The sequence below is a fragment of the Lentzea atacamensis genome, assembly GCF_003269295.1.
Classification (GTDB): domain Bacteria; phylum Actinomycetota; class Actinomycetes; order Mycobacteriales; family Pseudonocardiaceae; genus Lentzea; species Lentzea atacamensis.
Window position 1 is genome coordinate 295,293 of sequence record NZ_QLTT01000002.1, and the last position, 24,100, is coordinate 319,392.

The following is a 24,100-nucleotide window of genomic DNA, read 5'->3' on the forward strand; positions in this document are numbered from 1 at the left end:
GTGTTTTCTCCTAGGCCTTCGGGATGTTGAACAGGCTCATGAACCCGGCCGCGAACCCCAGGTCGCCCTTCACCTTCAGCTTGCCCGTCATGAACAGCACGGGGGCGGAGGCGTTGCCGGTCGCGAGCTTCAGGAAGTCGGCGGGCGTCAGCGTGACGATGGCACGGGCCTCGCGCGTCACGCCCTTGTTGATCGTGCAGGTCGCGTCTTCGATGATGGCCTCGTAGACGTCTTCCAGCACGTGGAAGTGCACGACGGCACGGGTGGCGCCGGCCCGGTCCGCGCGGAAGTGGGCCTCCATGCGGCGGAACACCTCGTCGAGCACCCGGACGCGAAGAGCGGGATCGGAAACGACACCCTCGATCTGGTCCTTCGAGGCGCGCGAGATGATCCTCGCGAAGTTGGACGGGTCCATCTTCGACAGATCGAGGTCCGCGCCGCCGTCGGCGAGCTTGCCCAACGCGGTCAGCAGTGCCGCGAAGTCGTCCTTGCCCAGCTTCTTGGGGTCGATGCCGCGGGCGATGACGTCGATGTTCACATCGGCGAGCGCCGGATCGTCCGGTGAGATCTGCTGCAGCGTGCTGATCAGCTCAGCCGGGCTGAGCTTCGCGATCGCCTCGGTGGTGAGGTCGAGCGTCATTGACACACCTCCTGGTACCTACTCGCGAGTAAGACTACTGGTGAGTAGATAGCGCGGCAAGCCGATCGGATAATCTTGTTCCTCCGAACTGAGGGGTAGTGATGCGCACAGAAGGTCGAGCCAAGCGCTTGCCACGCGCGGTGCGTGAGCGGCAGATCATGGATGCTGCCGTCGACGTGTTCTCGCGGCTCGGCTTCCACGCGGCTTCGATGGACGAGATCTCCGAGGTCGCGGGCATCTCCAAGCCGATGCTCTACGCCTATCTCGGTTCGAAGGAGGAGCTCTTCGCGACCTGCATCCGGCGCGAGGCCACCCGGATGATGGAGGCCATCGCGACCGGCGTCGAGCCCGAACAGGAACCCGACGTGCAGCTGTGGAGCGGCCTCAGGGCCTTCTTCGGCTTCGTCGGTGAGAACCGGGCGAGCTGGCAGGTGCTGCACCGGCAGGCGTCGACCCAGGGCGGACCGTTCGCCGCCGAGCTCGCGGACATGCGCGGCAGGGCGGTGTCGCTGGTCGCGGCGCTGCTCACCCAGTCGACGAAGGCTCCTGCGACCAAGCTCGAGGCGGAGTCGCTGGCCGCCGCGCTGGTCGGAGCCGGCGAGTCACTGGCGGAGTGGTGGCTCGACCACCCCGAGGAGCCCGCCGGTGTCGTCGCCGCGCGCCTCATGAACCTCGTCTGGATGGGCTTCGGCGACCTCGTCGAGGGCAACGTCTGGCACCCGCCGTCACGGCGTTAGGTCGTGGGCGGAACCCAGCAGGTGGGGTCCTTTGCCCCACACCGCGAACTCCCAGCCGTCCGTCTCTGCCGCCGAGAACTCGACGCGACCGGGGATCAGCAGCGGCTTCTTGAAGCGGACGTCCACGGTCACCGCCTCTGGCAGCCGGCCTTCGAGCGCGGCCAGGCAGCGCGCCTTCGTCCACATCCCGTGCGCGATCGTCCGCTTGAACCCGAACAGCTTGGCGCTCAACGGGTACAGGTGAATCGGGTTCCGGTCACCTGACACGGCCGCGTACCGCCGCCCGATGTCCGCAGGCACCCGCCACACCGCCGACCCGATCGGCCGTCGCAGCTCCTCACCGGACGACGACCCGGAACCGGTTCGCCGCAGGTAGGTCGAAACCCCTTCCCAGACACCGGAAACCGACGTCACGACGTCGACCTGCGTCCCCTGCGGATGGGGACGGAGATCGCGTGCGGACACCGTGATCTCCAGCGGTTCGCACAGCGCCAGCGGCCGCGACTGCGTGATCCGGTTCGCGACGTGCACCAGGCCCGGCAACGGGAACGGGAACCCCGAGCCGGTCATCAGCTTCATCTGCAACGGAAAGCCCAGCACGTGCGGGTAGGTCAGCGGCAACGCGTCCCGCAGCCCGAACCCGCACACCGCGTTGTAGGCCGTCAGGTGCTTCAGCGAGACGTCGAACGTGGCCAAGACCGGCTCGGCGGCCAGGGTTTCCCCACGCCGGAACGACGTCAGGGCGGCACGCAGCAACATCACGCCCCCAGCAGCATCTGGCCGCACACGCGCACGACGTTGCCGTTCACGCCGCCAGAACCCGGTGAGGCGAACCAGGCCACCGTCTCCGCCACGTCGACCGGCAGCCCGCCCTGCGAAAGGCTGTTCATCCGCCGCCCGACCTCACGTGTCATCAACGGCACGGCCGCGGTCATCTTCGTCTCGATGAAACCGGGCGCGACGGCGTTGATCGTGGCCCCGCGAGCAGCCAGGACCGGCGCCAGCGAGTTGACCATCCCGATCACGCCCGCCTTCGAGGTGGCGTAGTTGGTCTGGCCGACGTTGCCCGCGATGCCCGCGATCGACGACACCCCGACGATCCGCCCGCCCGCGCGCAGCACGTCGCCTTCGAGCAGCGCGGCGTTGATCCGCTCCTGACAGGCGAGGTTGACCTCCAGCACCGCGTCCCACAGTGAGGAGTCCATGCGCGCCAACGTCTTGTCGCGCGTGATGCCCGCGTTGTGCACGACGATGTCCACACCGCCGTGCCGTTCGAGCAGGTAGGAGGTCAGCCGGGCGGGGTCTCCTGTGATGTCGAGCTGCAACGCCGACCCGCCGACGGCGTTCGCGACCTTCGACAGCTCGTCGCCGGCAGCGGGAACGTCCAGGCAGATCACGTGCGCGCCGTCGCGTCCCAGCGTCGTGGCGATCGCTTCACCGATGCCTCGCGAAGCACCCGTGACCAGCGCGACCTTGCCCTCGAGCGACCCGGGAGAAGCATCCCCGGAAACGTGGATGACCTGTCCGGACACGTACGCCGAGCGCCCGGACAACAGGAATCGCAGCGTGGACTCGACACCGTCCTCGGCGCCGTCCGCCACGTGGACCAGGTTTGCCGTGCCACCCCGCCGCAGCTCCTTGCCGACCGAGCGGACGAAGCCTTCGAGAGCCCGCTGCGCCACGGAGTCCGGCGACCGTCCGATGACGATCACCCGCCCGCACGGCCCGAGCTGTGTGATCACCGGGTGGAAGAAGTCGTGCAGCTGCCGCAGATCAGCGACAGAAGCGATGTCGGACGCGTCGAACACCAACGCGCCATAAGGAGCGGAACCTGTTTCGAGCTGCTTCAGGAAGGGCAGCCGACCGGCGCCACCGACCAGCACCGGCGTGGCCAGGGCGGCGTCGCGGCGCAGTGGATACGGGTTCGGCAGGCCGAGCCTGCGCACGAGCTGGCGACCGAGTCCCGACGATGCGAACTTCTGGTACCTGTCCACGGCACACAACCTACCCGCTAGTAAGTCTACTCGCTAGTAGGTAGTATGCCGGTATGCGAGTAGCGATCATCGGCGGCAACCGCATCCCGTTCGCCCGCTCGAACGGTCCGTACGCGACCGCGTCGAACCAGGACATGTTCACCGCGGTCCTCGACGGGCTGGTCAGCCGCTTCAACCTGCAGGGAGAACGCCTCGGCGAGGTGGTCGCGGGCGCCGTGCTCAAGCACTCGCGCGACTTCAACCTCGTCCGCGAGTCGGTCCTGGGCAGCAAGCTCAGTCCCGCAACGCCCGCGTACGACCTGCAGCAGGCGTGCGGCACCGGCCTCCAGGCGATCATCGCGGTGGCCAACAAGATCGCGCTCGGCCAGATCGAGGCGGGCATCGCGGGCGGCGTCGACACCACCAGCGACGCCCCGATCGGCGTGAACGAGAACTTCCGCAAGCTCCTGCTGGAGTTCAACCGCACCCGCAAGATCAGCCTGCTGGCCAAGCTGCGCCCCAGCCACGTCGTGCCGCACCTGCCCCGCAACGGCGAGCCGCGCACCGGCATGTCGATGGGCGAGCACGCGGCCGTCACCGCCGCCAAGTACGGCATCACGCGTGAGGACCAGGACGAGCTCACCGCGCGCAGCCACCACAACCTCGCCCGCGCGTACGACGAGGGCTTCTTCGACGACCTCGTCACGCCGTACCTCGGCCTGACCCGCGACCAGAACCTCCGCCCGGACAGCAGCGTCGAGAAGCTCGCCAAGCTCAAGCCGGTCTTCGGCGACACGATGACCGCCGGCAACTCGACCCCGCTCTCCGACGGCGCCTCCGCGGTCCTGCTGGCCACCGAGGAGTGGGCGAAACAGCGCAACCTGCCCGTGCTCGCCTACCTGACCTTCGCCGAGACCGCCGCCGTCGACTACGTGCACAGCGACGAGGGCCTGCTCATGGCCCCGGTGCACGCCGCGCCGCGCATGCTCGACAAGGCGGGCCTGAAGCTGCAGGAGTTCGACTTCTACGAGGTGCACGAGGCGTTCGCATCGCAGGTGCTGGCGACGCTGAAGGCCTGGGAGACCGACCTCGGCGAGATCGACCGCGCGAAGCTCAACGTCAACGGATCCTCGCTGGCCGCGGGGCACCCGTTCGCCGCCACCGGCGCCCGGATCGTCGCGACGCTGGCCAAGCTGCTGCACCAGAAGGGCAGCGGGCGCGGGTTCGTGTCGATCTGCGCCGCCGGCGGTCAGGGCATCACCGCGATCCTGGAGCGATGAGTTTCGCGGACTCCTGAAGTCGAACCGTTCATGACGCTGCAGGAAGTTCTGGAGGCGCACCGCGAGACCACGCCGTCCGCGGTCGCGCTGGTCGCCAGAGGCGACGACATCGAGTACGCGGCGATCGGCGAGGAAACCCGCGAGTCGGTCTTCCCGATCGCCTCGGTCACCAAGCCGATCGTGGCCACCGCCGCGATGCTCCTGGTGCGGGACGGCCGGATCGGGCTCGACGACCCGATCGCGACCTGGCTGCCGGAGCTCGCGAAACCGGTGGTGGTGCGCACGCCGGGCGGCCCGGTCGACGACGTCGTCCCCGTGACGAACGCGATCACCGTCCGACATCTGCTGACGTCCCGCTGCGGCTGGGGCTTCACGGCGGACTTCTCGTTGCCCGTCACGCAGAAGCTCCTCGAAGACGTGCCCCCGCACGACCCGCCGCCGCCGGACGAGTGGCTGAAACAGCTCGCCGGGGTGCCGCTGCTGCACCAGCCGGGCGACGGCTGGCTCTACAACACGTCCTACGACGTGCTCGGACTGCTGGTCCACCGCGTCACGGGCTCACTCCCGGACTTCCTGGCCGAACGCTTCTACGTGCCTCTGGGCATGACGAACACGGGCTTCACCAGCGAGACCTTCCCGTCCGGCGCCGGTGGCCTGCGGTCCACCGCGGACGACCTGCTGGCGTTCAACAGGTTCTTGCTGGAGGGTGACCTGCTCGCGGAGCTGGCGGTCGACACGATGACGGCATCGGAGCGCGAGGCCGCGCGGATCTTCCTGGAGGGTCAGGGCTGGGGCATCGGCGGCAGCGTCGACGTCGCGGAGATCGACCCGTGGAACGTCGCGGGCCGCTACGGCTGGGTCGGTGGTTCCGGCACAGCGGCCCACGTGATCCCGTCGCAGGGCCTGATCACGATCCTGCTCACCCGAACCGTGATGACGAGCCCCACCTCGCCGCTCGTCATGCGTGATTTCTGGCTGAGTGCCATGCAGACTCTCTGAACCGCGATGATGCGGACCTGGGGGTAGGCGCATGCTGGAGTCGTACGTTGATCCCGTGCAGGATCCGGTGCTGGCCCGCGCGCTCAGCGGCACCCTCCGCGACGAGTGGAGACCGGCCGCCGACGCGATGGCGTCGGCACGCAGCTGGGACCGCCGCGCCTACGTCGTGCTGACGCTGGCCGCCGCGGCCGCACGCCGTGACGTGTGGCTGACGAACTGGCGCGAGGCCAAGCCGGGCGACCGCGACGCGGCGGCGGTGCATGCCGCGATGGTGGCCCTGCAGGCCAGTTAGTCGAGCAGCGACCAAGCTGCTGTGCACGTGGCGGTCACGGTGATCTGCTGCGCCTTGAGGTTCAGCTGGTCCACCATCCCCGCGGCCCCGGCCATCTCGAAGCTCGCCGAACGGGCCATCGGCGAGTAGTGCCCGCCTTCGGTGTCGCCGATGCGCAACAACGGCCCGAGCCGCCGCCCCAGCGCCGTCGCGTAGCCCTCGGCCCGGCGGAGCGCGTCCGCGACGGCTTCCCTCTGCGCCTCCCGGATGGCCTCGGTGTCGTCGACGAGCGTCCACGACGGTCCGTTGATCCACGACGGTTCGGCCTGCACGAGCTCGGCCAGCAGCCCGTCGAGCCGGTCCAGGTCGCTCACCCAGATCACGTACTGCTGCGACGCGCGGCTGCCGACGCGCTGGTTGTTGTCCCAGTTGTCGTGCACGGACAGCTGCCGCGACCGCACCTCGAAGTTCTCGAGCAGCGGTTCGACGGCGGAAATGCGCTGGTTGAGCGTGCTCACCGCCTCGGAGCGTTCGGCACCGACAGCCTCGAACGTCACGTCCACCTGGGCGCGGTCAGCGGTTCGCTCGACCTCACCGGTCCCCTTCGTCACGACTTCAGCCACGTCGCCCAGCCAACCCGTGCCCAGGTCCATCCGCAACTATTCAGCAGTATTGCTCAATCACTAGAAAGTCGAATACAGATCCAGTCGTGGTTCGTCTGCGCGTCTCTACTTCGGGCACTAGAAACGCCGATACGGTGCGAGGCATGGACCCGGTGCGCAATCCGTTCGCTCCCGGTGCAGGCCAGCGGCCTCCTGAGCTCGCCGGCCGGGACAAGGAGGTCTCCGCCTTCGAGGTGGTGCTCGAACGCGTGGCCCGCGGCCGTCCCGAACGCAGCCTCGTGCTGACGGGCCTGCGAGGTGTCGGCAAGACGGTGCTGCTCGGCGAGCTGCGGTCCATGGCCGTCAAACGCGGGTGGGGTGCCGGCAAGGTCGAGGCACGGCCGGACGCCGACCTCCGCCGGCCGCTCTCCGCCGCGCTGCACCGGGCGATCCGCGACCTCGCGGTCCGGCACCGCGCGCCGGACCGGGTCGAGGCGATCCTCGGCATCCTCAAGGCGTTCGCGCTGAGAGCGGCACCCGACGGCGCCAAGCTGCGCGATCGCTGGCAGCCGGGCATCGACGTGCCGGCCGCGCAGGGGCGTGCGGACTCCGGTGACATCGAGATCGACCTGGTCGAGCTGTTCACCGACGTCGCCGAGCTCGCCCAGGACGTGGGCACGGGCGTCGCGCTGCTCATCGACGAGATGCAGGACCTCAAGCCGGACGACATCAGCGCGTTGTGCGCGGCGTGTCACGAGTTGTCGCAGCTCGGCGCGCCTCTTGTGGTCGTCGGAGCGGGTCTGCCGCACCTTCCCGCGGTGCTGTCGGCCAGCAAGTCGTACTCGGAACGGCTCTTCCGCTACGTCCGCATCGACCGGCTCAGCCGGGAGGACGCCGACCGCGCGGTGCTCGCGCCGGTCGAGCGGGAGGACGCGGCATCACGGACGAGGCGTTGGACGCGTTGTTCGACGCGTCGGGTGGTTATCCGTACTTCATCCAGGCCTACGGCAAGGCCGCCTGGGACGCCGCGCCGGCCGATCCGATCTCCGCGCTGGACGTCTCCGTGGCCGCTCCCGAGGCCGACGCGGAGCTGGCCGTGGGCTTCTTCGGCTCCCGATACGAGCGTGCGACGCCCGCTGAACGCGAGTATCTCCGGGCGATGGCCGAGTTGACCGACGGAAAGGATGCGGGAGTCAACACGGCCCAGGTGGCCGACCACCTGGGCCGCAAGCCCTCGTCGCTGTCGCCCGCGCGGGACTCGCTCATCAAGAAAGGCCTGGTCTACAGCGCGGAACGGGGACAGATCGCCTTCACCGTGCCGCACTTCGGGAGGTTCCTGCTGGGCCGAGAGGACTAGTGATGTTGTCCGGCCATTCACGTTGTCAGCCGATGATTCATCGGCGTGTGCCCCAACTCACCGGACAATCGCGTGCGGTCGCAGGTCTGGGGGTGCATACTTAAGTCACCAACCAAACAGACCTCCGAGTAGGGAAGTGCAGACCCCGATGAACTTCGCAGCGAAGCTCCGCGCCCGTCGTGCCGAGGCGCGCAACCGGAAGGCCGTGGCTCGCGCGATCGACATGGCCACCACCCCGGCCATGCGTCACGAGCTGATGGCCATCGCCCAGGCTCAGGTCACCACCCTGCGCTGACTCGACCCGGCACTCGCTCGACGGCGCCCCGTCGCGAGTGCCTCCCCAAACGGAAGCCCCTGGAGCACCTCCCGCGCTCCAGGGGCTTCAATCTGTTAAACGTGATCCATGCCACAGTATGATGGCTCTGTAACAGTGCACGTCGGTCCGCCGATGTCACGGTTGACCTCGCGGTGCTGTCGGACCCCCGACCTGGCAGCACCGCGAGGTTTCTTGTTTGCTGGGGGACATGAAGATCGCCGTGCTCGGCACCGGCCTCATGGGTGCCCCCATCGCAGCCAACCTCGCCGCTGCCGGACACGACGTCCGGGTCTGGAACCGCACGCGCGCCAAAGCCGAACCGCTCGCCGAGAAGGGCGTCACGGTCGCCGACACGTCTGCTCAGGCCGTCGAGGACGTGGAGATCGTGCTGACGATGCTCAACGACGGCGCCACGGTCACCGCGGCCATGCAGGACGCCGCTCCTTCGCTGCCGCACGACGCGGTGTGGATCCAGGCGTCCACTGTCGGAATCTCGGCCACCGAGGACCACATCGCGCTCGCCCGCTCCCTCGGGCTGGAGTTCGTCGACGCACCGGTGCTGGGCAGCGTGAAACCGGCGGCCGAAGGCAATCTCGTCGTGCTCGCCTCCGGTGCTCCCGAACTGCGCGAGCGCGTCCAGCCGATCTTCGACGTCATCGGTGCTCGCACGATGTGGGTCGGTGAGACCGGTGCGTCGTCCCGGTTGAAGCTCGTCGCGAACAGCTGGGTGCTCGCGCTGACCGCCGCGGTGGGTGAGGCTGTGTCGCTGGCCGAGGCATCCGGGCTGGACCCGAAGCTGTTCCTGGAAGCCGTTTCCGGCGGTGCGACGGACTGCGCGTACCTGCAGATGAAGGGCAACGCGATCATCGAGCGGTCCTTCCCGCCGTCGTTCACCGTGCAGAACGCGTTGAAGGACGCCTTGCTGGTGAACGAGGCCGCGGTGCGCGCCAACGTTCACCTCGACGTGGCGCAGGCGTCGAGTGCGCGGCTCAACCGCGCTGTCACGAAGGGCCACGGCGACGAGGACATGGCCGCGTCGTACTACGCCAGCTTCGAATAGGCGACGATCGGCCGGTCCTTCTGGGCGTGCGGGCTCAATAGCTTGGCCTGGTGAACAGACTCGTACGCTCCCTGCTGGCGTTCGGCCTGGCATCTACACAGGTCATGGGCGTCGCCTCGGTCGCATCCGCCGCTCCCGACATCAAGGACCGCATCGCCGCCATCCCCGGTGTGCGGATCATCAGCGAGGGGGCGTCCGGCACCGCGCGGACGTTCGTCCTCGGCATGCAGCAGCCCGCGGACCACCGCAAGCCGCGCGGCGTCCGGTTCGAGCAGCGGTTCTCGTTGCTGCACAAGGCGGAGACCAAGCCGATGGTGCTGCACACCTCCGGCTACCACCTGTCCGGCACGATCAGCGCGTCCGAGCCGGCCCGGCTCGTCGACGGCAACCAGATCAGCGTGGAGCAGCGGTTCTTCACGCCGTCCCGCCCGTCGCCGGCGGACTGGGACGACCTGAACATCTGGCAGGCGGCAAGCGACCACCACCGGATCGTCGCCGCGTTCAAGAAGATCTACGGCGCCCGCTGGCTCTCGACGGGTGCCAGCAAGGGCGGCATGACGTCGGTCTACCACCGCCGGTTCTTCCCGCGCGACGTCGACGCGACCATCGCGTACGTGGCGCCGAACGACGTGGTGAACGACCGCGACGTCTACGGCGAGTTCATCCGCAACGTCGGCAACGACCCGACGTGCAACCGGCGGCTGGAAGGTGTGCAGAGGCAGATCCTGCAGCACCGCGACGCGATCGTTTCTCGCCTCGAGGCCAAGGGCTACACCTACAAGCAGTTCGGCGGCGCGCACCGGGCGCTGGAAGTCCTCGTCCTGGACACACCGTTCACGTTCTGGCAATACGGAACCCAGGACCAGTGCGTTCTGGTTCCCGGTTCGGGTGCTTCGGTCGACGACCTCTGGACGTTCGTCGACAAGACCGTTGGCTGGGACCTCTACACCGATGCCGGCGTCGCGCCTTACGAGACCTACTACTACCAGGCGGGCACGCAGCTCGGCTGGCCGGAAGCCGACGAGTCTGCGGTGCGCGACCTGTTGCGCCACCCCGGCGTCAGCGTGCCGCGCACGATGGTGCCCGCCTCGATCGAGTTCCCCCGCTTCGACCGCCACGCGATGAAGGACATCGACCGCTGGGTGCGCCACCAGGGCTCGCGGCTGCTGTTCGTGAACGGCCAGAACGACCCGTGGAGCGCGGAACCGTTCCGCCTCGGTCCGGGTACGCGCGACTCGTTGTCGTTCGTGGTGCCAGGAGGCAACCACGGCGCAAACATCGCGAAGCTGCCGGAGAGGGAACGTGCTGCTGCGACAGCGGCCGTGCTGCGTTGGGCCGGAGTCTCCGCGTCCGTCGCGCTGTCCGACGCTGACGAAGGCCCGGACTCGCTCGACGCGCTGCGGGCGCGCCGGGGCTGAGGCAGTCTGAGAGGCGTGAAGCCGTTGCTCGTGGTCGACGCAGCCAACGTCGTGGGTTCGGTGCCCGACGGGTGGTGGCGCGACAGAGCGGGCGCGGCCGAACGCCTCCGCGACGCCCTGCAGGGTCGCGACGAGGAGGTGGTCCTCGTCGTGGAAGGCAAGGCGCGCAACATCTCCAGCGTCGACGGCGTCCGGGTCGTCGCCGCTGACGGCTCCGGCGACGACAAGATCGTCGAGGTCGTGCGGTCGGAAGGCACCGACCGGCCGGTGACCGTGGTGACCGCGGATCGCGAGCTGCGGCGGCGCGTGACAGCTCTGGGTGCCGAGGTGGCCGGACCCACCTCGGTGCCGCGCCGTTAGAGCCGGAAGAGCTGCTCGATGATCTGGGCGACGCCGTCCTCGGTGTTCGGCGGCGCGTGGTTGCTGCAGGCCTGCTTGACGCGCGGATGCGCGTTGCCCATCGCGTACGCCGTGCCGGCCCATCCGAGCACCGACAGATCGTTCGGCATGTCACCGAACGCGATGACTTCCTCTTTGCTGATTCCCCTTGCTCTGCACAGGGATTCGAGCGCCGACGCCTTCGAGACGCCGGGCGGGCTGATGTCCAGGAGGCCGATACCGCCGGAGTGCGTGACCGTCACGTGCTGCCCGACCGCCTCTGCGGCGATCTCCATCAGATGATCGGCCTCGGCATCCGGCGCCCACGCGAGCATCTGCACGACCTGGTGCGCTTCGTCGAAGACGTGGTCGAGCAGCTCCAGTGTCCTGTGTGGATTGTTCGGTCCGAAGCCCTGGAAGCGCGGCTCTCCCAGCACTTCCAGGCCGGTCTCGACCGCGATGCCGACGTCGGGGATCACCTCGGCCAGCGCCTCGGCCACCTTCCGCACGATGTCGAGCGGCACCGTCTGCGCCTCCAGGACCTCCCGGTTCGCCAGGTCGTAGATCATCGCCCCGTTGGCGCAGATCGCCGTGCCGGTGAGCGCCAGGTCCTCCACGTATCGCGGCGGCCGGGCGGTGACGACCACGACATCGGCGTCGACGGCCTCGAGCGTGGCGCGGGTGCGGTCGCTCAGCACCCCGCCGGGATGGAGCAGCGTGCCGTCGAGGTCGGTCGCGATCAGCCTGATCATCGCCCGATTATCGGGCCGCATCGTCTTGCACACGAACGTGTTTCGCCACGTCGAGCCGGTCGAAGGCTCCTGCCGGTGGCGCCGCCTGTTGTGACGTTACGACTGTCCTGGCGTGCCGCCGTGCGAGACCCTGCGGTTTCGAATATCGGTTGGTGGCTTACCAATGGGATCGTGTGATTTTTTCGGGGAAACCTCGGGGCGTGCCCATTCAGGGGGTGTGTGTCCAGACGTGGAACCAGAACACTTTTGGGTGAAGTAGGAGCACGAAGTGCGGATGTCCACTTGCTACGGCCGGAGTCGGAGCTAATGTGGCGGCACTCGATTCACCGCGTGCATTCCTCCCGGACCTGGGCAGGACGCAATCTGAGCGGTCCCTATCTTGTAGGAAACGGAGAAGCATCCATGTTCAATTTGGACGCCCTGCGTCGGACGGTCCTTGGGACTGTGGCGGCCACCCTCGCGGTCGGTTCCGTTCTGGCATCGTCGGCTGTCGCCTCGGCAGGCGAGGACGACGTGAAGGCGTCTGACTTCAGCCAGGTCGCAGCCGCTCCGGTGTACAACAACGGTTCGATCAACCAGATCGTGGGCACCGTCGGTGCGCCGCTGGTCAACGTGAACATCCCGTGCCCCGCTCCGTGGCAGCAGGGTGGCGTGTCCGGCTCCGACTACAACGCCTGCAACAACGCTCCGGTCTACCAGCAGGACGCGCTGGTGGCCGGTGACCTGGGTGGTGGCGAGGCCGACGCCCGCAACGAGGACTTCGGTCAGACCGCCGCTGCTCCGGTGTACAACGAAGGTTCGATCGACCAGCTCGTCGGTACCGTCGGTGCGCCGCTGGTCAACGTGAACGCTCCGTGCATCGCCCCCTGGAACCAGGGTGGCGTGGCCGGCGCCGACTACAACGCCTGCAACAACGCCGCGGTCTTCCAGCAGGGCGCGCCGGTGGCCGGTGACCTCGTCGGCACCGAGCGGACCTGGGCGGACCAGCCGACCGGCTTCGGCCAGACCGCTGCCGCTCCGGTGTACAACAACGGTTCGATCAACCAGCTCGTGGGCACCGTCGGTGCGCCGCTGGTCAACGTGAACATCCCGTGCCCCGCTCCGTGGCAGCAGGGTGGTCTGCTGGGTTCGGACTACAACGCCTGCAGCAATGCTCCGGTCTACCAGCAGGACGCGGCCGTCAAGGGCAGCCTGCTCGGCTGATGAGGCCCGGTCTGCTCAAGACCGAAGCCACACTCCGAAAGTGACGGATGGATGTCGCCTCCGAGGGTTCGGGCGACATCCATCCGTCCAGGCCGGACATTCTTGCTTGCGCTTGCAAGAAACGTCGGGAACGTTTCTCCGTCTTTGTTGACCGCTGAGTTGGCCGGATCTTCGGGGCTGGCTGCCTGAACCTTGCTCTGTCCTGGCCGGACAGACGCATGGTGTCGACGAGCGGAATGTCGAAGCCCTGTTCGCCGCCACGGCGAACAGGGCTTCTTTTCGGCCGGAGAAGGAATCCGGGCCTGCCGGAATGAACTGAACAAACAGACATGGTCCTCTGGAGGGGCAGATCCCGTACGCATCGTCTCCGTGCGCGGCGCACTTGGCATCCCAACGCCTCGACGGTGTCGACCGGCTCACAGGCCTGCCCACGGCGCAGGTGCTGCCACGATCCTCGGGCAGGATCGTCTTATGACCCATCGAGTTGACGACATGCCGTTGCCCGTCTGGCTCCCCGAGTCCGGGTCCGGCCCCGGCATCGTGCTGATCCAGGAGATCTTCGGCCTGGACGGTTACCTGCGCGGCGTCGCCGAGAAGCTGGCCGCGCTCGGTTACGTCGTGGCCGTGCCCGAGCTGTTCCACCGCTTCCAGCCGGGCTGGGTGGGTGAGCACGACGAGGCCGGCATCCAGAAGTCGATGGAGGTCGTCGGCAATCTCGACTTCCCGCTGGCCGTCCAGGACGTCGTCGCGTCGGTCAAGTACCTGCGCGACCTGCCGGAGGTCACCGGCGGCGTCGGCGTGCTCGGCTTCTGCCTCGGCGGCACCCTGGCGTACGCGGCGGCCGTCGCCTCCGACCCGGACACCGCAGTGTCGTTCTACGGCTCCGGCGTACCCGACCAGATCAGCACGCTGGACCAGGTGTCCTGTCCCATCCTGTTCCACTTCGGCACCGAGGACGCGTTCATCACCGAGTACCAGAAGGTCGTGGACGCGGTGGCCGCGCACGACGGCGCCGAGATCCACCTCGAGGCCGCGGGCCACGCGTACCTCAACCACCTCGGCCCCTGGTACGACAAGGACGCCGCCGACCGCGCCTGGGACCTGACCGCGGCATTCCTCGCGCGCACGCTGCCGGCCTAGGAGATGCAGGGCACCGCGAGCTGCTGCGAGAAGAACCTCTCCAGCGGCTTGCGGTGCAACCGGCACTCGACCGCGATCAGCTCGTTGCGCCGGTAGTGCCGGACCTGAGTGCGCGTGACCACGAACCCGTTGCGTTCGGTCGTGGGCATCTCGTCGTAGATCAGTGCGTGCCCGCCTTGGGGCACAACGACATCCGCCAGTCCCTCGGGAATCTGCCTCGCCCGGACGGCGACGGTGGCAGCCAGCGAGTCGGGCCGGTTGCGCATCTTCCGGTGCGGCCAGGGCACCCCGTGGTGCTCGGCCTCCAACGTCCGGTGCAACGCCCGTGCGGCATGCCGGATCGCCTTGATCGAGTCGCCCGTGACGACGTGCGCGTGCGGCACGTCGAGACTGGTGTCCCTGCGGAAGCCCGTGCACACGACGACCTTGTCGTACCGCAGCTCCCCGCTGCCGTCGATCGTTGCGACGAACCCGTTGCCGTCCTTGACGATCCGCTGCACCGTCCGCCCGACGGTGTGCGTGAGCCGAGCCGTGGCCGCGATGTGGTCGGCCGTCTCGAACGCGCTGTGCCCGCGCCCGACGATCAGCACCCGCTTCCCCGCGTACTCGGTCGGATCGGTGCTGGCGCTGGCATACGTCTCGGCATGCTCGATCCCCGGAATGCCCGGCACGTGAGGCTTCTGGCCGGTGGCGAGGATGACGTGCCGCGCCTCGTACTGGTCCGCGTGCGTGACCCGCGTGTTGTACCGGATGTTCAACGGCCGCGCGAAGTCCTCCAGATACCGCACCAGATCGTCCGCGCCGGGAAACGCCCGCTTGCTGTACCGCGCGAACGGCACCCCCTCGAACAGCGAGTTGTCGTCCGTCGCCAGCACCCGGTGCCGGGGAAACCTGCGGAAGAAACTCGCCGGCCCCGGCTCGGCCTCCAGAATCACGTAGTCGCGGCCCGCCTGGTGCAGGAAACGCCCCATCTGCAGCCCCGCAGGACCCGCACCGACCACCAGGTACTCCACCATCGCGCACCTCCCGGGATCCTCTACGCCAAACACGGCGCAAAGGTTCAGGTGGGCGGTTACCTCCCATCATCGTGGAATCCGGGCTTCTCTGGTCAATCAGAAAGCACATCAGCCTGGTTGTGCTGATCGGTCCAACCGTCTTTGCGGCGGCCGCCGCGCTTCTGTGGGCAGCGCTCGGCTTTCCGACGGCACCGACGGCCCGGCTCGACCTCGCTGGAATCGGAGTGGTACCACGACACCGAGTCCGAAATCCGGCTGTCGATCACCAACGTGATCGCCCGACATCTCCGCGACGGCGCACCGGTGAGCTGGCAGGGGCACGACTTCGACCTCGTGCGCGCGGTGCTGAGGTCCGCGGACTTCTCCGGCATCCACCTCCCGAAGCGCAGGCTTGAGAGCGGTGACCATGACAGAGCTCAGATCGCCCGGAATGCGTGCCGACGTCATCGCCGCCCTCGAAGTGCTCGCGACTCTCGTTCCGGAAGCGGTCGAGCGGTGGCCAGGCCTCACCGAGGCCGTTCACCGGCTGGTCGACGACACCGTCCGGGGCCGGCGGGACGTGGCCGAGTCGGTCGGTTGGACGCTGAGGGACGAGCACGAGGTCGCGGCGATCAGAGCGGTGCCGGTTCCGCTGCTGGGCGTTCTGGACCAGCTCGACCCCGTCGCGCCCGACCCCGCTCACCTGCGTCACCCGCGCTGGCCGCACGTGCGCACCGCCGCGGAAAACGCTCGCGAGGTGTTGACCCCGTCCACATGATGGACGCCGGAACAGCCCGACCGTCCACAGTGTTGGATACGGCCGTGACGACTGCGAAGCGCCGCGCCCGTGTCCGCGCCCCCGAACTGGTCGGACGCGGCTGGCTCAACACGGGTGACACCACGGTCAGCCTCAAGGACCTGCGCGGCAAGATCGTGCTGCTCGACTTCTGGACGTTCTGCTGCATCAACTGCCTGCACGTCCTCGACGAGCTGCGCCCCCTCGAGAAGGAGCACGAGGACGTCCTGGTCACCATCGGCGTCCACTCGCCGAAGTTCGTCCACGAGGCCGACGCCGACGCGCTGAAGGCCGCCGTCGAGCGCTACGAGGTGCACCACCCCGTCCTCGACGACCCGGAGCTGACCACCTGGCAGAACTACGCCGTCAAGGCGTGGCCCACCCTCGTCCTGATCGACCCCGAGGGCTACATCGTCCACGTCGCCGCTGGTGAAGGCCACGTCGAAGCCCTCAAAACGATCATCAGGGAACTCGAGGAAGAGCATCAGCAGAAGGGCACGCTGCATCGCGGCAACGGCCCGTACGTCGCACCGGAGCCCCAGGACACCACGCTGCGGTTCCCCGCCAAGGCGATCGTCACCCCGAGCAACACGATCCTGGTCAGCGACTCCGCGCACCACAGCATCGTCGAGCTCGAGGCCGACGGCGAGACCGTCATCCGCCGCATCGGCACCGGCGAGCGGGGCAGGCGGGACGGCACGAGCCCCACCTTCTCCGAGCCCGCGGGCCTCACGCTCGTCCCCAACACCCACGGCTACGACGTCGTCATTGCGGACACCGTCAACCACCTGCTGCGCGGCCTCAACCTCGAAACCGGCGAGGTCACGACCCTCGCCGGCACCGGAGAGCAGTGGCGTGACGGCGAGACCGACGGACCCGCCGACAAGATCGACCTGACCAGTCCGTGGGACGTCGCGTGGTGGAGCGGCGGCGTGGCCATCGCCATGGCCGGCAACCACACGCTGGGCTTCTTCGACCCCGAGACCAACACCACGAGCCGGCTCGCGGGCACCACGGTCGAAGGCATCAACGACGGTCCCAAAGAAGAAGCTTTCTTTGCCCAAACCTCCGGTCTGGCCGCGGACGGCGACCGGCTGTGGATGGTCGACTCCGAGACCAGCGCACTGCGCTACCTCGAGAACGGCGAGGTCCGCACCGTCGTCGGCAAGGGCCTGTTCGCGTTCGGCCACAAGGACGGCGACGCTGAAGAAGCTCTCCTTCAGCACCCGCTCGGCGTCACCGTCCTCAAAGACCACTCGATCGCCATTTCGGACACCTACAACAACGCGATCAGGCGCTACGACCCCGAGACCAACGCGCTCACCACCATCGCGACGGACATCGCCGAGCCGTCCGACGCTCTCCTGGTCGACGACGAGCTCGTGGTGGTGGCCAGCGCCGCCCACCGGCTCGAGCGGTTCACCAAGGAAGCCACGAAGATCGACGGTGAAGCCCACGAGGTGAAGCGTCCGAGCACCGACATCGCGGCCGGGGAGATCGAACTGGCTGTCATCTTCACCCCGCCGACGGGCACCAAGCTCGACGACAGGTACGGCCCCTCGACGCGGCTGGAGATCACCAGCTCGCCGCCGGAGCTGATCTTGGAGGGTGCCGGCGTCGGCACCGAACTGGTACGGGCGTTGCGGATCAACGATCAGGTCACGAACGGCGTGTTGCACGTGGTGGCGCAGGCGGCCAGTTGCAGCAACGATCCTGCCGACGAACACCCGGTCTGCCGTCTGACCAGGCAGGATTGGGGGGTGCCGGTTCAAGTGGTTGCCGATGCACCTACCCGGCTGCCGCTGCTCATGGGCGGCATGGACGAGGCACCTCAACAGGCCACGTAGACTCTGCTGGTGCCTGATGTCAAGCTCGAGATCCAGATGCTGTACGACCGTGTCATGGTGCGAATCTCGCCGGAGGACGGCGAGCGGCGTTCCAGCGGAGGCATCGTGATCCCCGCTACCGCCCAGATGGCGAAGCGGTTGGCGTGGGGTGATGTGTTCGGGGTCGGTACCAGCGTGCGTCACGTGAAGGTGGGCGACCGGGTTCTGTTCAACCCGGAAGATCAGCTTGAGGTCGAGGTGCAGGGCACCACGTATCTCGTGATGAGGGAACGTGATCTGCACGCTGTGGCCAGCGAACTCACCGAGCACGGTACTGGTTTGTACCTATGAGCCGCCGGTTAGTGATCTGCGCCTGATAGCTACACACATTTGCCGCCTCAGGAGACAGGGCAACGGGGAGAGCTGTGCCGTACGACGCTGACAAGACGAGAGCGATGCCGCCGGTCAACCCTGGAGGCACGGCCTCCGAGCAGACGACGAAGATTTCGCCCGTGAACGCGAACGCGTCCACGGATGCGTGGCCGTCCGAGGAACCGGACAACGAGCCGACCGTCACCGCGGCCGTGCCAGGCGTCGGCTTTCCCGCCGGTGAGGACGCCACGGAGTTCATGCAGCCGGTGGCGCCGCCGCAGCAGCAGCCAGAGGACTCCGGCGTCTACGGGCCGGTGATGATCGAGCCGGGCGAGGACGAGGAACAGCCGCGCAACGGCAAGAAGAAGGCCCTGATCGTGGCCGCGGCCGTCGTCGGCGCGTTCGGCCTGCTCTACGGCCTCGACATCCTCGTCTCCAGCGGCAACGTGCCGCGCGGAGTCACGGTGGCCGGCGTCGACGTCGGCGGCATGGGCCACGACGAGGCCGAGAAGAAGCTGCGCGACGAGATCGGCCCGCGCCTGAGCAAGCCGGTCGCGCTGAAGGCGGGCGACGTCACCGCGGAGCTCGACCCCAGGACGGCGGGTCTGGAGCTCGACTGGAACGCGACGGTCGATCGTGCCGGCAGCCAGCCGCTCAGCCCGATCACGCGCGTCACCTCGTTCTTCACCAGCCGCGAGGTCGGTGTCGCGACGAAGGCGGACGACGCGAAGGTCGGCAGCGCGCTGGAGGCCATGCGGCCGAAGCTCGACCACGAGCCGACCGAGGGCACCATCAAGTTCGAGGGCGGCAACGCTGTCGCCGTCGAGCCGCACAACGGTCAGAAGCTGAAGGCCGAGGAGGCCGTCAACGTCATCGTCTCGAACTGGGCCTCCGGCAACCCCGTCGAGGTCCCGATGGACTTCACCCCGGTCAAGACGACCAAGGAGGGCGTCGAGCAGGCGCTCAACGACATCGTCAAGACCGCGGTGTCCGGGCCGGTCAAGATCAAGGGTGAGGGCAAGGACGCGAACCTCACACCGGAGCAGATCTTCAACACGCTGGTGTTCGAGCCCGGCGACGGCGGCGCTCTCAACGTCAAGCCGAACAAGGACAAGCTGGTCGAGGCGGCCCTCCCGCAGCTCAAGGACACGGTCCGAGAGGGCAAGGACGCCCAGATCGTCTTCGAGGGCGGCAAGCCGACCGTCAAGGAGTCGGTGGACGGCCTCGACCTCGACTGGGACAAGAACCTCCAGCCGTACTTCGACACGCTGAAGAAGACCGACGCGCGCGAGATCAAGTTCGAGTACAAGCACACGCCCGCCAAGGTCACCACCGAGCAGGCGAACAAGATGGGCATCAAGGAGGTCATCGGTGAGTTCCAGACCGGTGGCTTCGCTCCCGCCTCGGGTGTCAACATCCGGGTCGTGGCCGAAAAGGTCAACGGCGCGATCGTGAAGCCCAAGGAGACGTTCAGCCTCAACAAGTACACGGGCCCCCGCGGCACCGCGCAGGGCTACGTCGAGGCGGGCATCATCGAGAACGGCATCCCCGGCAAAGCGGTCGGTGGCGGCATCTCGCAGTTCGCGACCACGCTCTACAACGCGTACTACTACGCGGGCATGAAGGACGCGGGCCACAAGGAGCACAGCTACTGGATCACGCGGTACCCGAAGGGCCGTGAGGCCACCGTGTTCATGGACGGCGCGGGCAACAGCCTGATCGACATCGCGTTCACGAACCCGGACGACACGGGCGTCGCCATCCAGACGATCTGGACCCCGTCCTCGATCACCATCAGGCTGTGGGGCACGAAGAACTACGACGTCACCGGTTCCACCAGCGGTGAGTTCAACCCCACCCAGCCGCAGGAGAAGAAGATCAACAAGGAGGGGTGCACGCCGAGCAACGGCGCCCCCGGCTTCTCCGTGACGGACACCCGCACGATAAAGGACCGCCGCACCGGCCAGTCCCGCACCGAGTCGCGCACCGTCCGCTATGACCCGCAGTTCAAGATCATCTGTGAGCCGCCACCCGGCGGCTGAGCCCTCTTCCGGCTCCCGGAGAGATTTGCAGTGGCCACGCGCGGGTATTCACCCGTTCGTGGCCACTGTTGCGCATGAGGCGCGAAGACATCCCATCGTCCAGACGCTGGGGCGGGTGGGGATGGTTGTGTACGGAGCGGTCCACGTGCTGATTGCGTGGCTGGCGCTCCAGGTCGCGTTCGGCGGAGGCGCCGAGCGGACGGATTCGAAGGGCGCGCTGAGCGAGCTCGCCGAGAACGGTGCCTGGCTGCTGTGGACAGTGGGCATCGGTTTGGTCTTCTTCGCCATCTGGCAGCTGATTCTGGCCTTCGTCGGCTACTCCTACGTTGCCAAGAAGCGCAAGCGGATCTCCAAGCGCATCGGCTCCGCCGCCCGTGCCATCACCGCGAGCGCGATCGCGTTGGGCGCCTTCAAGTACGCGACGAGCGGCGCCGCCGAGGACACCACGCAGCAGCAACAGGAACTGACCGCGCAGGTGCTCGCGTGGCCGGGCGGTCAGTGGCTCGTCGGCGCGGTCGCGATCGGCGTGCTGATCACTGCGGGTGTGATCGCCTACAAGGGATTCAAGAAGTCCTTCGAGAAGGATCTGGACATGAGCCGGGCGCCGTCGTGGATCGAACCGGTCGGCCGGATCGGCTGGATCGGCAAGGGTTTCGCGTACGGCGTGATCGGTGTCCTCATCGGCCTGGCGGCGATCACTGCGGACCCGCAGCAGTCAGGCGGCATGGACAAGGCGCTGAAAACCGTCGCCGCACAACCGTTCGGTCCGTATCTCCTCGCTGCCGTCGCGATCGGCATCGCTGCGTTCGGCGTCTATTGCTTCGTCGCTGCGCGCGCTTTCAAGGGCTGAAAACCGGATGCGTGCCGTGGTGCGGGCGCGCTAGCGTGCCGGTCATGTCGACTCCGGAGGCATCCAGGGCCGGGGCTGCGGTCTAACCGTCAGCCCCGACAACCCTTTGCCTCCGGAGTACTTCTGTGCCTCTTTCGCTGTACCTGCTCGCCCTGGCCGTGTTCGCCATGGGCACCTCCGAGTTCATGCTCGCCGGTCTGCTGCCCGCCATCGCGGGCGACGTCGGCGTGCCGGTGGGCACCGCCGGCCTGCTCACCTCGGCCTTCGCCGCCGGCATGGTCGTCGGCGCCCCGTTGATGGCGGTGATCGCCCGCAACTGGTTGCCACGCTCAAGCTTGTTCGCGTTCGTCGTCGTCTTCCTGATCGCACATCTGGTCGGTGCCGCCACCGCGGACTTCGCCGTGCTGCTGATGTCGAGGTTGGTCGCAGCACTGGCGAACGCCGGGTTTCTCGCCGTGGCACTCACAACGGCGGCCGCGCTGGTCTCACCGCAACGGCGTGGACAGGCGCTTGCCGTGCTGCTGTCGGGCACGACGGTGGCGACGATCGCCGGTGTGCCAGGAGGCTCGCTCCTCGGCACAGCACTGGGCTGGCGCGCCACGTTCGTCGCGGTCGCCGTCCTCTGCGTGCCCGCGGCGATCGGCGTTCTGGCCGGGACTCCGGTGCGCCGGGTTCGCACCGCACCGCCGGCGCTGCGACCTGAGCTGGCCGAGCTCGGCAAACCGCGGCTGGTGCTGGTGATCCTGCTCGCGGTGCTGGTGAACGCCGTGACGTTCGGCCACTTCACGTTCCTCGCTCCGGTCGTGACGGATGTCGCCGGGTTGAGCGAGTGGTGGGTACCGGTCGTGCTGGTGCTTTTCGGCGTGGGCGCGTTCCTCGGCGTCACTCTCGGCGGCAGACTGGCCGACTCGTCACCGCGGCCGGTCGTGGTGCTCGGCGGACCTCTGCTGCTCGCCGGCTGGTCGAGTCTCGACGTCCTCGGCAGGGAGCCGATCGCGTTGCTGGTACTGGTCTTTTTGCTGGGTGTCCTGTCGTTCGCGGTGGGCAGCACCCTGATCGCGCGTGTCCTGCACCACGCGGCAGGCGCGCCCACCATGGCCGGCTCCTACGCGACCGCCGCCCTCAACATCGGCGCCGTCATCGGCCCGCTGGCGATGGCGCTCTCCTTCTGACGCAATGAAAACGGGTCCTCGCACCTCGGGCAGGAGGTGGGAGGACCCGTTGTCCGCGGAGTGTCTTAGAAGACGCTCTCGTCGATGTCCATCAGCGCGTTGTCGGTCGACTCGGCGATCTTGCGGCGGGCGGTGAGCTCCGGCAGCACGCTCTTCGCGAAGAACGACGCCACGGCGACCTTGCCCTCGTAGAACGCCTTGTCCTTGGCCGACGGCGTGCCGCCCAGCTTCTCCAGCGCGACCTCGGCCTGACGCAGCAGCAGCCAGCCGACGAGCACGTCACCCGCGGTCATCAGCAGGCGGACCGAGTTCTGGCCGACCTTGTAGAGGTTGCGAACGTCCTCCTGCGACGAGGTCAGGAAGCCGACCAGCGCGCCGAGCATGCCCTGCAGGTCCTCGAGACCCTGCTTCAGGAGCGCGCGCTCCTCCTTCAGGCGGCCGTTGCCACCCTCGTTGTCGAGGAACTTCTGGATCTCGCCGTTGATGAACGCGAGCGCCTGGCCCTTGTCGCGGATGATCTTCCGGAAGAAGAAGTCCAGCGACTGGATGGCCGTGGTGCCCTCGTACAGCGAGTCGATCTTCGAGTCCCGGATGTACTGCTCGATCGGGTACTCCTGCAGGAAGCCCGAGCCGCCCAGCGTCTGCAGCGACTGCGCCAGCTGCTCGTACGCACGCTCCGAGCCGACGCCCTTGACGATCGGCAGCAGCAGGTCGTTGACCTTCGTCGCGAGCTCCGCGTCCTCGCCGCCGAGCATCACCTTGTCCTGGAACGTCGCGGTGTACAGGTACACGGCGCGCAGGCCCTCGGCGTACGCCTTCTGCAGCATCAGGCTGCGGCGGACGTCCGGGTGGTTGGTGATGGTGACGCGCGGGGCGGTCTTGTCCGTCATGCGGGTCAGGTCGGCGGACTGGACGCGCTCCTTGGCGTAGGACAGCGCGTTCAGGTAGCCGGTCGACAGCGTCGCGATGGCCTTGGTGCCGACCATCATGCGGGCGTACTCGATGACGTCGAACATCTGCGCGATGCCGTCGTGCACCTCGCCCAGCAGCCAGCCCTTGGCCGGGACGCCGTGCTGGCCGAACGTCAGCTCGCACGTGGTGGACGCCTTGATGCCCATCTTGTGCTCGACGTTGGTCACGAAGGCGCCGTTGCGCTCGCCCAGGTCACCGGTCTGCGGGTCGAAGTGGAACTTCGGCACGAGGAACAGCGACAGGCCCTTGGTGCCCGGCTTGGCCTCGATGCCTTCACCCTCGGGGCGCGCCAGCACCAGGTGCATGATGTTCTCGGTCAGGTCCTGGTCCGCGGACGTGATGAAGCGCTTCACGCCCTCGATGTGCCAGGAACCGTCGTCCTGCTTGATCGCCTTGGTGCGGCCGGCACCGACGTCGGAACCGGCGTCCGGCTCGGTCAGCACCATCGTGGCGCCCCAGCCGCGGTCGATCATGATCTGCGCCCAGTGCTTGTCGCGCTCGGTGCCGTTGTTGTAGACGACCGTCGCGAAGCTCGGGCCCGCCAGGTACATGTAGATCGGCGGGTTGGCACCGAGGATCAGCTCGGACGCGGCCCAGGCGACCGACGGAGGGGTGCCGAAGCCGCCCAGCTCCTCCGGCAGGAACATGCGGTACCACTCGCCGTCCCACACGGCCTGGTACGACTTCTTCAGCGACTCCGGCAGGGTGGCCGAGTGCGTCGCCGGGTCGAACACCGGCGGGTTGCGGTCGGCGTCGGCGAACGAGTCCGCGAGCGGACCCTCCGCCAGGGTCTTCATCTCGGCCAGAACGCCGCGCGCGGTGTCCTCGTCGGACTGCTCGAACGGCCCCTTGCCGAGGTGGTCCTGCACGTTGAAGACCTCGAACAGGTTGAATTCGAGATCCCGGACGTTGCTCTTGTAGTGGCCCATCTCGTCAGCTCACTCCTCAG

The 24,100-nt window shown here is 67.9% G+C and carries 22 protein-coding genes and 2 pseudogenes; 17 read left to right on the forward strand and 7 right to left on the reverse strand.

Going from position 1 to position 24,100, the window contains the following annotated elements; genetic code table 11:
* Positions 1–10: 10 nt before the first annotated feature.
* A complete protein-coding gene (locus C8D87_RS10130; protein ID WP_109629722.1) occupies positions 11–640 on the reverse strand; it encodes an SCP2 sterol-binding domain-containing protein in 630 nt (209 codons plus the stop codon).
* Between the two features lie 101 nt (positions 641–741).
* Here C8D87_RS10130 and C8D87_RS10135 point away from each other — a divergent pair, with 101 nt between their 5' ends.
* Complete coding sequence (locus C8D87_RS10135; protein ID WP_109632935.1) at positions 742–1,377, forward strand: TetR/AcrR family transcriptional regulator; 636 nt, start codon at positions 742–744, stop codon at positions 1,375–1,377.
* On the opposite strand, the gene C8D87_RS10140 is transcribed toward C8D87_RS10135, so the two are convergent.
* A complete protein-coding gene (locus C8D87_RS10140; protein WP_112226488.1) occupies positions 1,366–2,136 on the reverse strand; it encodes a MaoC family dehydratase in 771 nt (256 codons plus the stop codon). The two genes, C8D87_RS10135 and C8D87_RS10140, sit on opposite strands and share 12 nt — an antisense overlap.
* Positions 2,136–3,371, reverse strand: a complete 1,236-nt coding sequence (locus C8D87_RS10145) for a 3-oxoacyl-ACP reductase (RefSeq protein ID WP_112226489.1) — start codon at positions 3,369–3,371, stop codon at positions 2,136–2,138. Before C8D87_RS10145 ends, C8D87_RS10140 begins: the two co-directional genes overlap by 1 nt.
* A 53-nt stretch (positions 3,372–3,424) precedes the next feature.
* Between C8D87_RS10145 and C8D87_RS10150 the strand changes: the two genes are divergently transcribed.
* Genes C8D87_RS10150 through C8D87_RS10160 form a run of 3 tightly spaced genes read left to right on the forward strand, consistent with a single transcriptional unit; the run spans position 3,425 to position 5,921 of the window.
* Entirely contained in the window at positions 3,425–4,630 is a 1,206-nt protein-coding gene (locus C8D87_RS10150) for an acetyl-CoA C-acetyltransferase (RefSeq protein WP_112226490.1), read from the forward strand.
* 30 nt (positions 4,631–4,660) lie between these two features.
* The gene (locus C8D87_RS10155; RefSeq protein ID WP_112226491.1) at positions 4,661–5,629 is read left to right on the forward strand and encodes a serine hydrolase domain-containing protein; all 969 of its coding nucleotides are present in this window, start codon (positions 4,661–4,663) and stop codon (positions 5,627–5,629) included.
* A 31-nt stretch (positions 5,630–5,660) separates the two neighbouring features.
* Positions 5,661–5,921 (forward strand): hypothetical protein, encoded by a 261-nt coding sequence (locus tag C8D87_RS10160; protein WP_112226492.1) that lies wholly within the window; start codon positions 5,661–5,663, stop codon positions 5,919–5,921.
* Here the strand turns inward: C8D87_RS10160 and C8D87_RS10165 are convergent.
* On the reverse strand, positions 5,918–6,523 hold the full coding sequence (locus C8D87_RS10165) for an SIMPL domain-containing protein (protein WP_109632932.1): 606 nt from the start codon (positions 6,521–6,523) through the stop codon (positions 5,918–5,920). The genes C8D87_RS10160 and C8D87_RS10165 overlap by 4 nt on opposite strands.
* Before the next feature lie 143 nt (positions 6,524–6,666).
* Here C8D87_RS10165 and C8D87_RS10170 point away from each other — a divergent pair.
* The 5 genes and pseudogenes from C8D87_RS10170 (at position 6,667) to C8D87_RS10185 (ending at position 11,013) form a co-directional block, all read left to right on the forward strand.
* Positions 6,667–7,859, forward strand: a pseudogene (locus C8D87_RS10170) (AAA family ATPase).
* A 148-nt stretch (positions 7,860–8,007) separates the two neighbouring features.
* Complete coding sequence (locus tag C8D87_RS45820; protein WP_167969512.1) at positions 8,008–8,154, forward strand: hypothetical protein; 147 nt, start codon at positions 8,008–8,010, stop codon at positions 8,152–8,154.
* A 229-nt stretch (positions 8,155–8,383) separates the two neighbouring features.
* Positions 8,384–9,235 (forward strand): NAD(P)-dependent oxidoreductase, encoded by an 852-nt coding sequence (locus tag C8D87_RS10175; RefSeq protein WP_215732279.1) that lies wholly within the window; start codon positions 8,384–8,386, stop codon positions 9,233–9,235.
* Positions 9,236–9,285: 50 nt separating this feature from the next.
* The gene (locus tag C8D87_RS10180) at positions 9,286–10,653 is read left to right on the forward strand and encodes a S28 family serine protease (RefSeq protein WP_146771672.1); all 1,368 of its coding nucleotides are present in this window, start codon (positions 9,286–9,288) and stop codon (positions 10,651–10,653) included.
* 15 nt (positions 10,654–10,668) lie between these two features.
* Complete coding sequence (locus tag C8D87_RS10185) at positions 10,669–11,013, forward strand: PIN domain-containing protein (protein ID WP_211337113.1); 345 nt, start codon at positions 10,669–10,671, stop codon at positions 11,011–11,013.
* Here the strand turns inward: C8D87_RS10185 and C8D87_RS10190 are convergent.
* Complete coding sequence (locus C8D87_RS10190; RefSeq protein WP_215732280.1) at positions 11,010–11,783, reverse strand: Cof-type HAD-IIB family hydrolase; 774 nt, start codon at positions 11,781–11,783, stop codon at positions 11,010–11,012. The genes C8D87_RS10185 and C8D87_RS10190 overlap by 4 nt on opposite strands.
* A gap of 444 nt (positions 11,784–12,227) precedes the next feature.
* On the opposite strand from C8D87_RS10190, the gene C8D87_RS10195 reads away from it, so the two are divergent.
* Together C8D87_RS10195 and C8D87_RS10200 are read left to right on the forward strand one after the other, a co-directional pair.
* Positions 12,228–12,986 carry a hypothetical protein gene (locus C8D87_RS10195; protein WP_112226495.1) on the forward strand — a complete coding sequence of 253 codons (759 nt, stop codon included), beginning with the start codon at positions 12,228–12,230 and terminating at the stop codon, positions 12,984–12,986.
* Positions 12,987–13,457: 471 nt separating this feature from the next.
* Positions 13,458–14,126, forward strand: a complete 669-nt coding sequence (locus C8D87_RS10200; RefSeq protein ID WP_109629697.1) for a dienelactone hydrolase family protein — start codon at positions 13,458–13,460, stop codon at positions 14,124–14,126.
* Here the strand turns inward: C8D87_RS10200 and C8D87_RS10205 are convergent.
* A complete protein-coding gene (locus C8D87_RS10205) occupies positions 14,123–15,142 on the reverse strand; it encodes an NAD(P)-binding domain-containing protein (protein ID WP_112226496.1) in 1,020 nt (339 codons plus the stop codon). The two genes, C8D87_RS10200 and C8D87_RS10205, sit on opposite strands and share 4 nt — an antisense overlap.
* Positions 15,143–15,548: 406 nt before the next feature.
* On the opposite strand from C8D87_RS10205, the gene C8D87_RS10210 reads away from it, so the two are divergent.
* From C8D87_RS10210 to C8D87_RS10235, 6 genes and pseudogenes are all read left to right on the forward strand, one after another.
* Positions 15,549–15,899 carry an SCO4402 family protein gene (locus C8D87_RS10210; protein ID WP_146231359.1) on the forward strand — a complete coding sequence of 117 codons (351 nt, stop codon included), beginning with the start codon at positions 15,549–15,551 and terminating at the stop codon, positions 15,897–15,899.
* A complete protein-coding gene (locus C8D87_RS10215) occupies positions 15,899–17,764 on the forward strand; it encodes an NHL domain-containing thioredoxin family protein (protein WP_112226497.1) in 1,866 nt (621 codons plus the stop codon). The genes C8D87_RS10210 and C8D87_RS10215 overlap by 1 nt, the downstream gene beginning before the upstream one ends.
* 36 nt (positions 17,765–17,800) lie before the next feature.
* Positions 17,801–18,094, forward strand: coding sequence for a GroES family chaperonin (locus tag C8D87_RS10220; protein WP_109632928.1), 294 nt, complete (start codon positions 17,801–17,803; stop codon positions 18,092–18,094).
* 278 nt (positions 18,095–18,372) lie between these two features.
* The gene (locus tag C8D87_RS10225; RefSeq protein WP_407656866.1) at positions 18,373–20,157 is read left to right on the forward strand and encodes a VanW family protein; all 1,785 of its coding nucleotides are present in this window, start codon (positions 18,373–18,375) and stop codon (positions 20,155–20,157) included.
* A gap of 58 nt (positions 20,158–20,215) precedes the next feature.
* Positions 20,216–21,007 carry a DUF1206 domain-containing protein gene (locus C8D87_RS10230; protein WP_233439115.1) on the forward strand — a complete coding sequence of 264 codons (792 nt, stop codon included), beginning with the start codon at positions 20,216–20,218 and terminating at the stop codon, positions 21,005–21,007.
* Positions 21,008–21,132: 125 nt separating this feature from the next.
* Positions 21,133–22,167: pseudogene (locus tag C8D87_RS10235) on the forward strand (Cmx/CmrA family chloramphenicol efflux MFS transporter); the annotation flags it as partial.
* A 77-nt stretch (positions 22,168–22,244) separates the two neighbouring features.
* On the opposite strand, the gene C8D87_RS10240 reads toward C8D87_RS10235, so the two are convergent.
* Positions 22,245–24,080 carry an acyl-CoA dehydrogenase gene (locus C8D87_RS10240; protein WP_109629678.1) on the reverse strand — a complete coding sequence of 612 codons (1,836 nt, stop codon included), beginning with the start codon at positions 24,078–24,080 and terminating at the stop codon, positions 22,245–22,247.
* Positions 24,081–24,100 lie beyond the last annotated feature (20 nt).

Bases quoted from the DNA above. Each gene is read 5' to 3' on its own strand.
- C8D87_RS10190 (WP_215732280.1), bottom strand. From the start codon at position 11,783: ATGATCAGGCTGATCGCGACCGACCTCGACGGCACGCTGCTCCATCCC.
- C8D87_RS10210 (WP_146231359.1), top strand. From the start codon at position 15,549: ATGACAGAGCTCAGATCGCCCGGAATGCGTGCCGACGTCATCGCCGCC.
- C8D87_RS10200 (WP_109629697.1), top strand. From the start codon at position 13,458: ATGACCCATCGAGTTGACGACATGCCGTTGCCCGTCTGGCTCCCCGAG.
- C8D87_RS10130 (WP_109629722.1), bottom strand. From the start codon at position 640: ATGACGCTCGACCTCACCACCGAGGCGATCGCGAAGCTCAGCCCGGCT.
- C8D87_RS10160 (WP_112226492.1), top strand. From the start codon at position 5,661: ATGCTGGAGTCGTACGTTGATCCCGTGCAGGATCCGGTGCTGGCCCGC.
- C8D87_RS10135 (WP_109632935.1), top strand. From the start codon at position 742: ATGCGCACAGAAGGTCGAGCCAAGCGCTTGCCACGCGCGGTGCGTGAG.
- C8D87_RS45820 (WP_167969512.1), top strand. From the start codon at position 8,008: ATGAACTTCGCAGCGAAGCTCCGCGCCCGTCGTGCCGAGGCGCGCAAC.
- C8D87_RS10175 (WP_215732279.1), top strand. From the start codon at position 8,384: ATGAAGATCGCCGTGCTCGGCACCGGCCTCATGGGTGCCCCCATCGCA.
- C8D87_RS10240 (WP_109629678.1), bottom strand. From the start codon at position 24,080: ATGGGCCACTACAAGAGCAACGTCCGGGATCTCGAATTCAACCTGTTC.
- C8D87_RS10155 (WP_112226491.1), top strand. From the start codon at position 4,661: ATGACGCTGCAGGAAGTTCTGGAGGCGCACCGCGAGACCACGCCGTCC.
- C8D87_RS10205 (WP_112226496.1), bottom strand. From the start codon at position 15,142: ATGGTGGAGTACCTGGTGGTCGGTGCGGGTCCTGCGGGGCTGCAGATG.
- C8D87_RS10220 (WP_109632928.1), top strand. From the start codon at position 17,801: ATGCTGTACGACCGTGTCATGGTGCGAATCTCGCCGGAGGACGGCGAG.
- C8D87_RS10225 (WP_407656866.1), top strand. From the start codon at position 18,373: ATGCAGCCGGTGGCGCCGCCGCAGCAGCAGCCAGAGGACTCCGGCGTC.
- C8D87_RS10215 (WP_112226497.1), top strand. From the start codon at position 15,899: ATGGACGCCGGAACAGCCCGACCGTCCACAGTGTTGGATACGGCCGTG.
- C8D87_RS10140 (WP_112226488.1), bottom strand. From the start codon at position 2,136: ATGTTGCTGCGTGCCGCCCTGACGTCGTTCCGGCGTGGGGAAACCCTG.
- C8D87_RS10150 (WP_112226490.1), top strand. From the start codon at position 3,425: ATGCGAGTAGCGATCATCGGCGGCAACCGCATCCCGTTCGCCCGCTCG.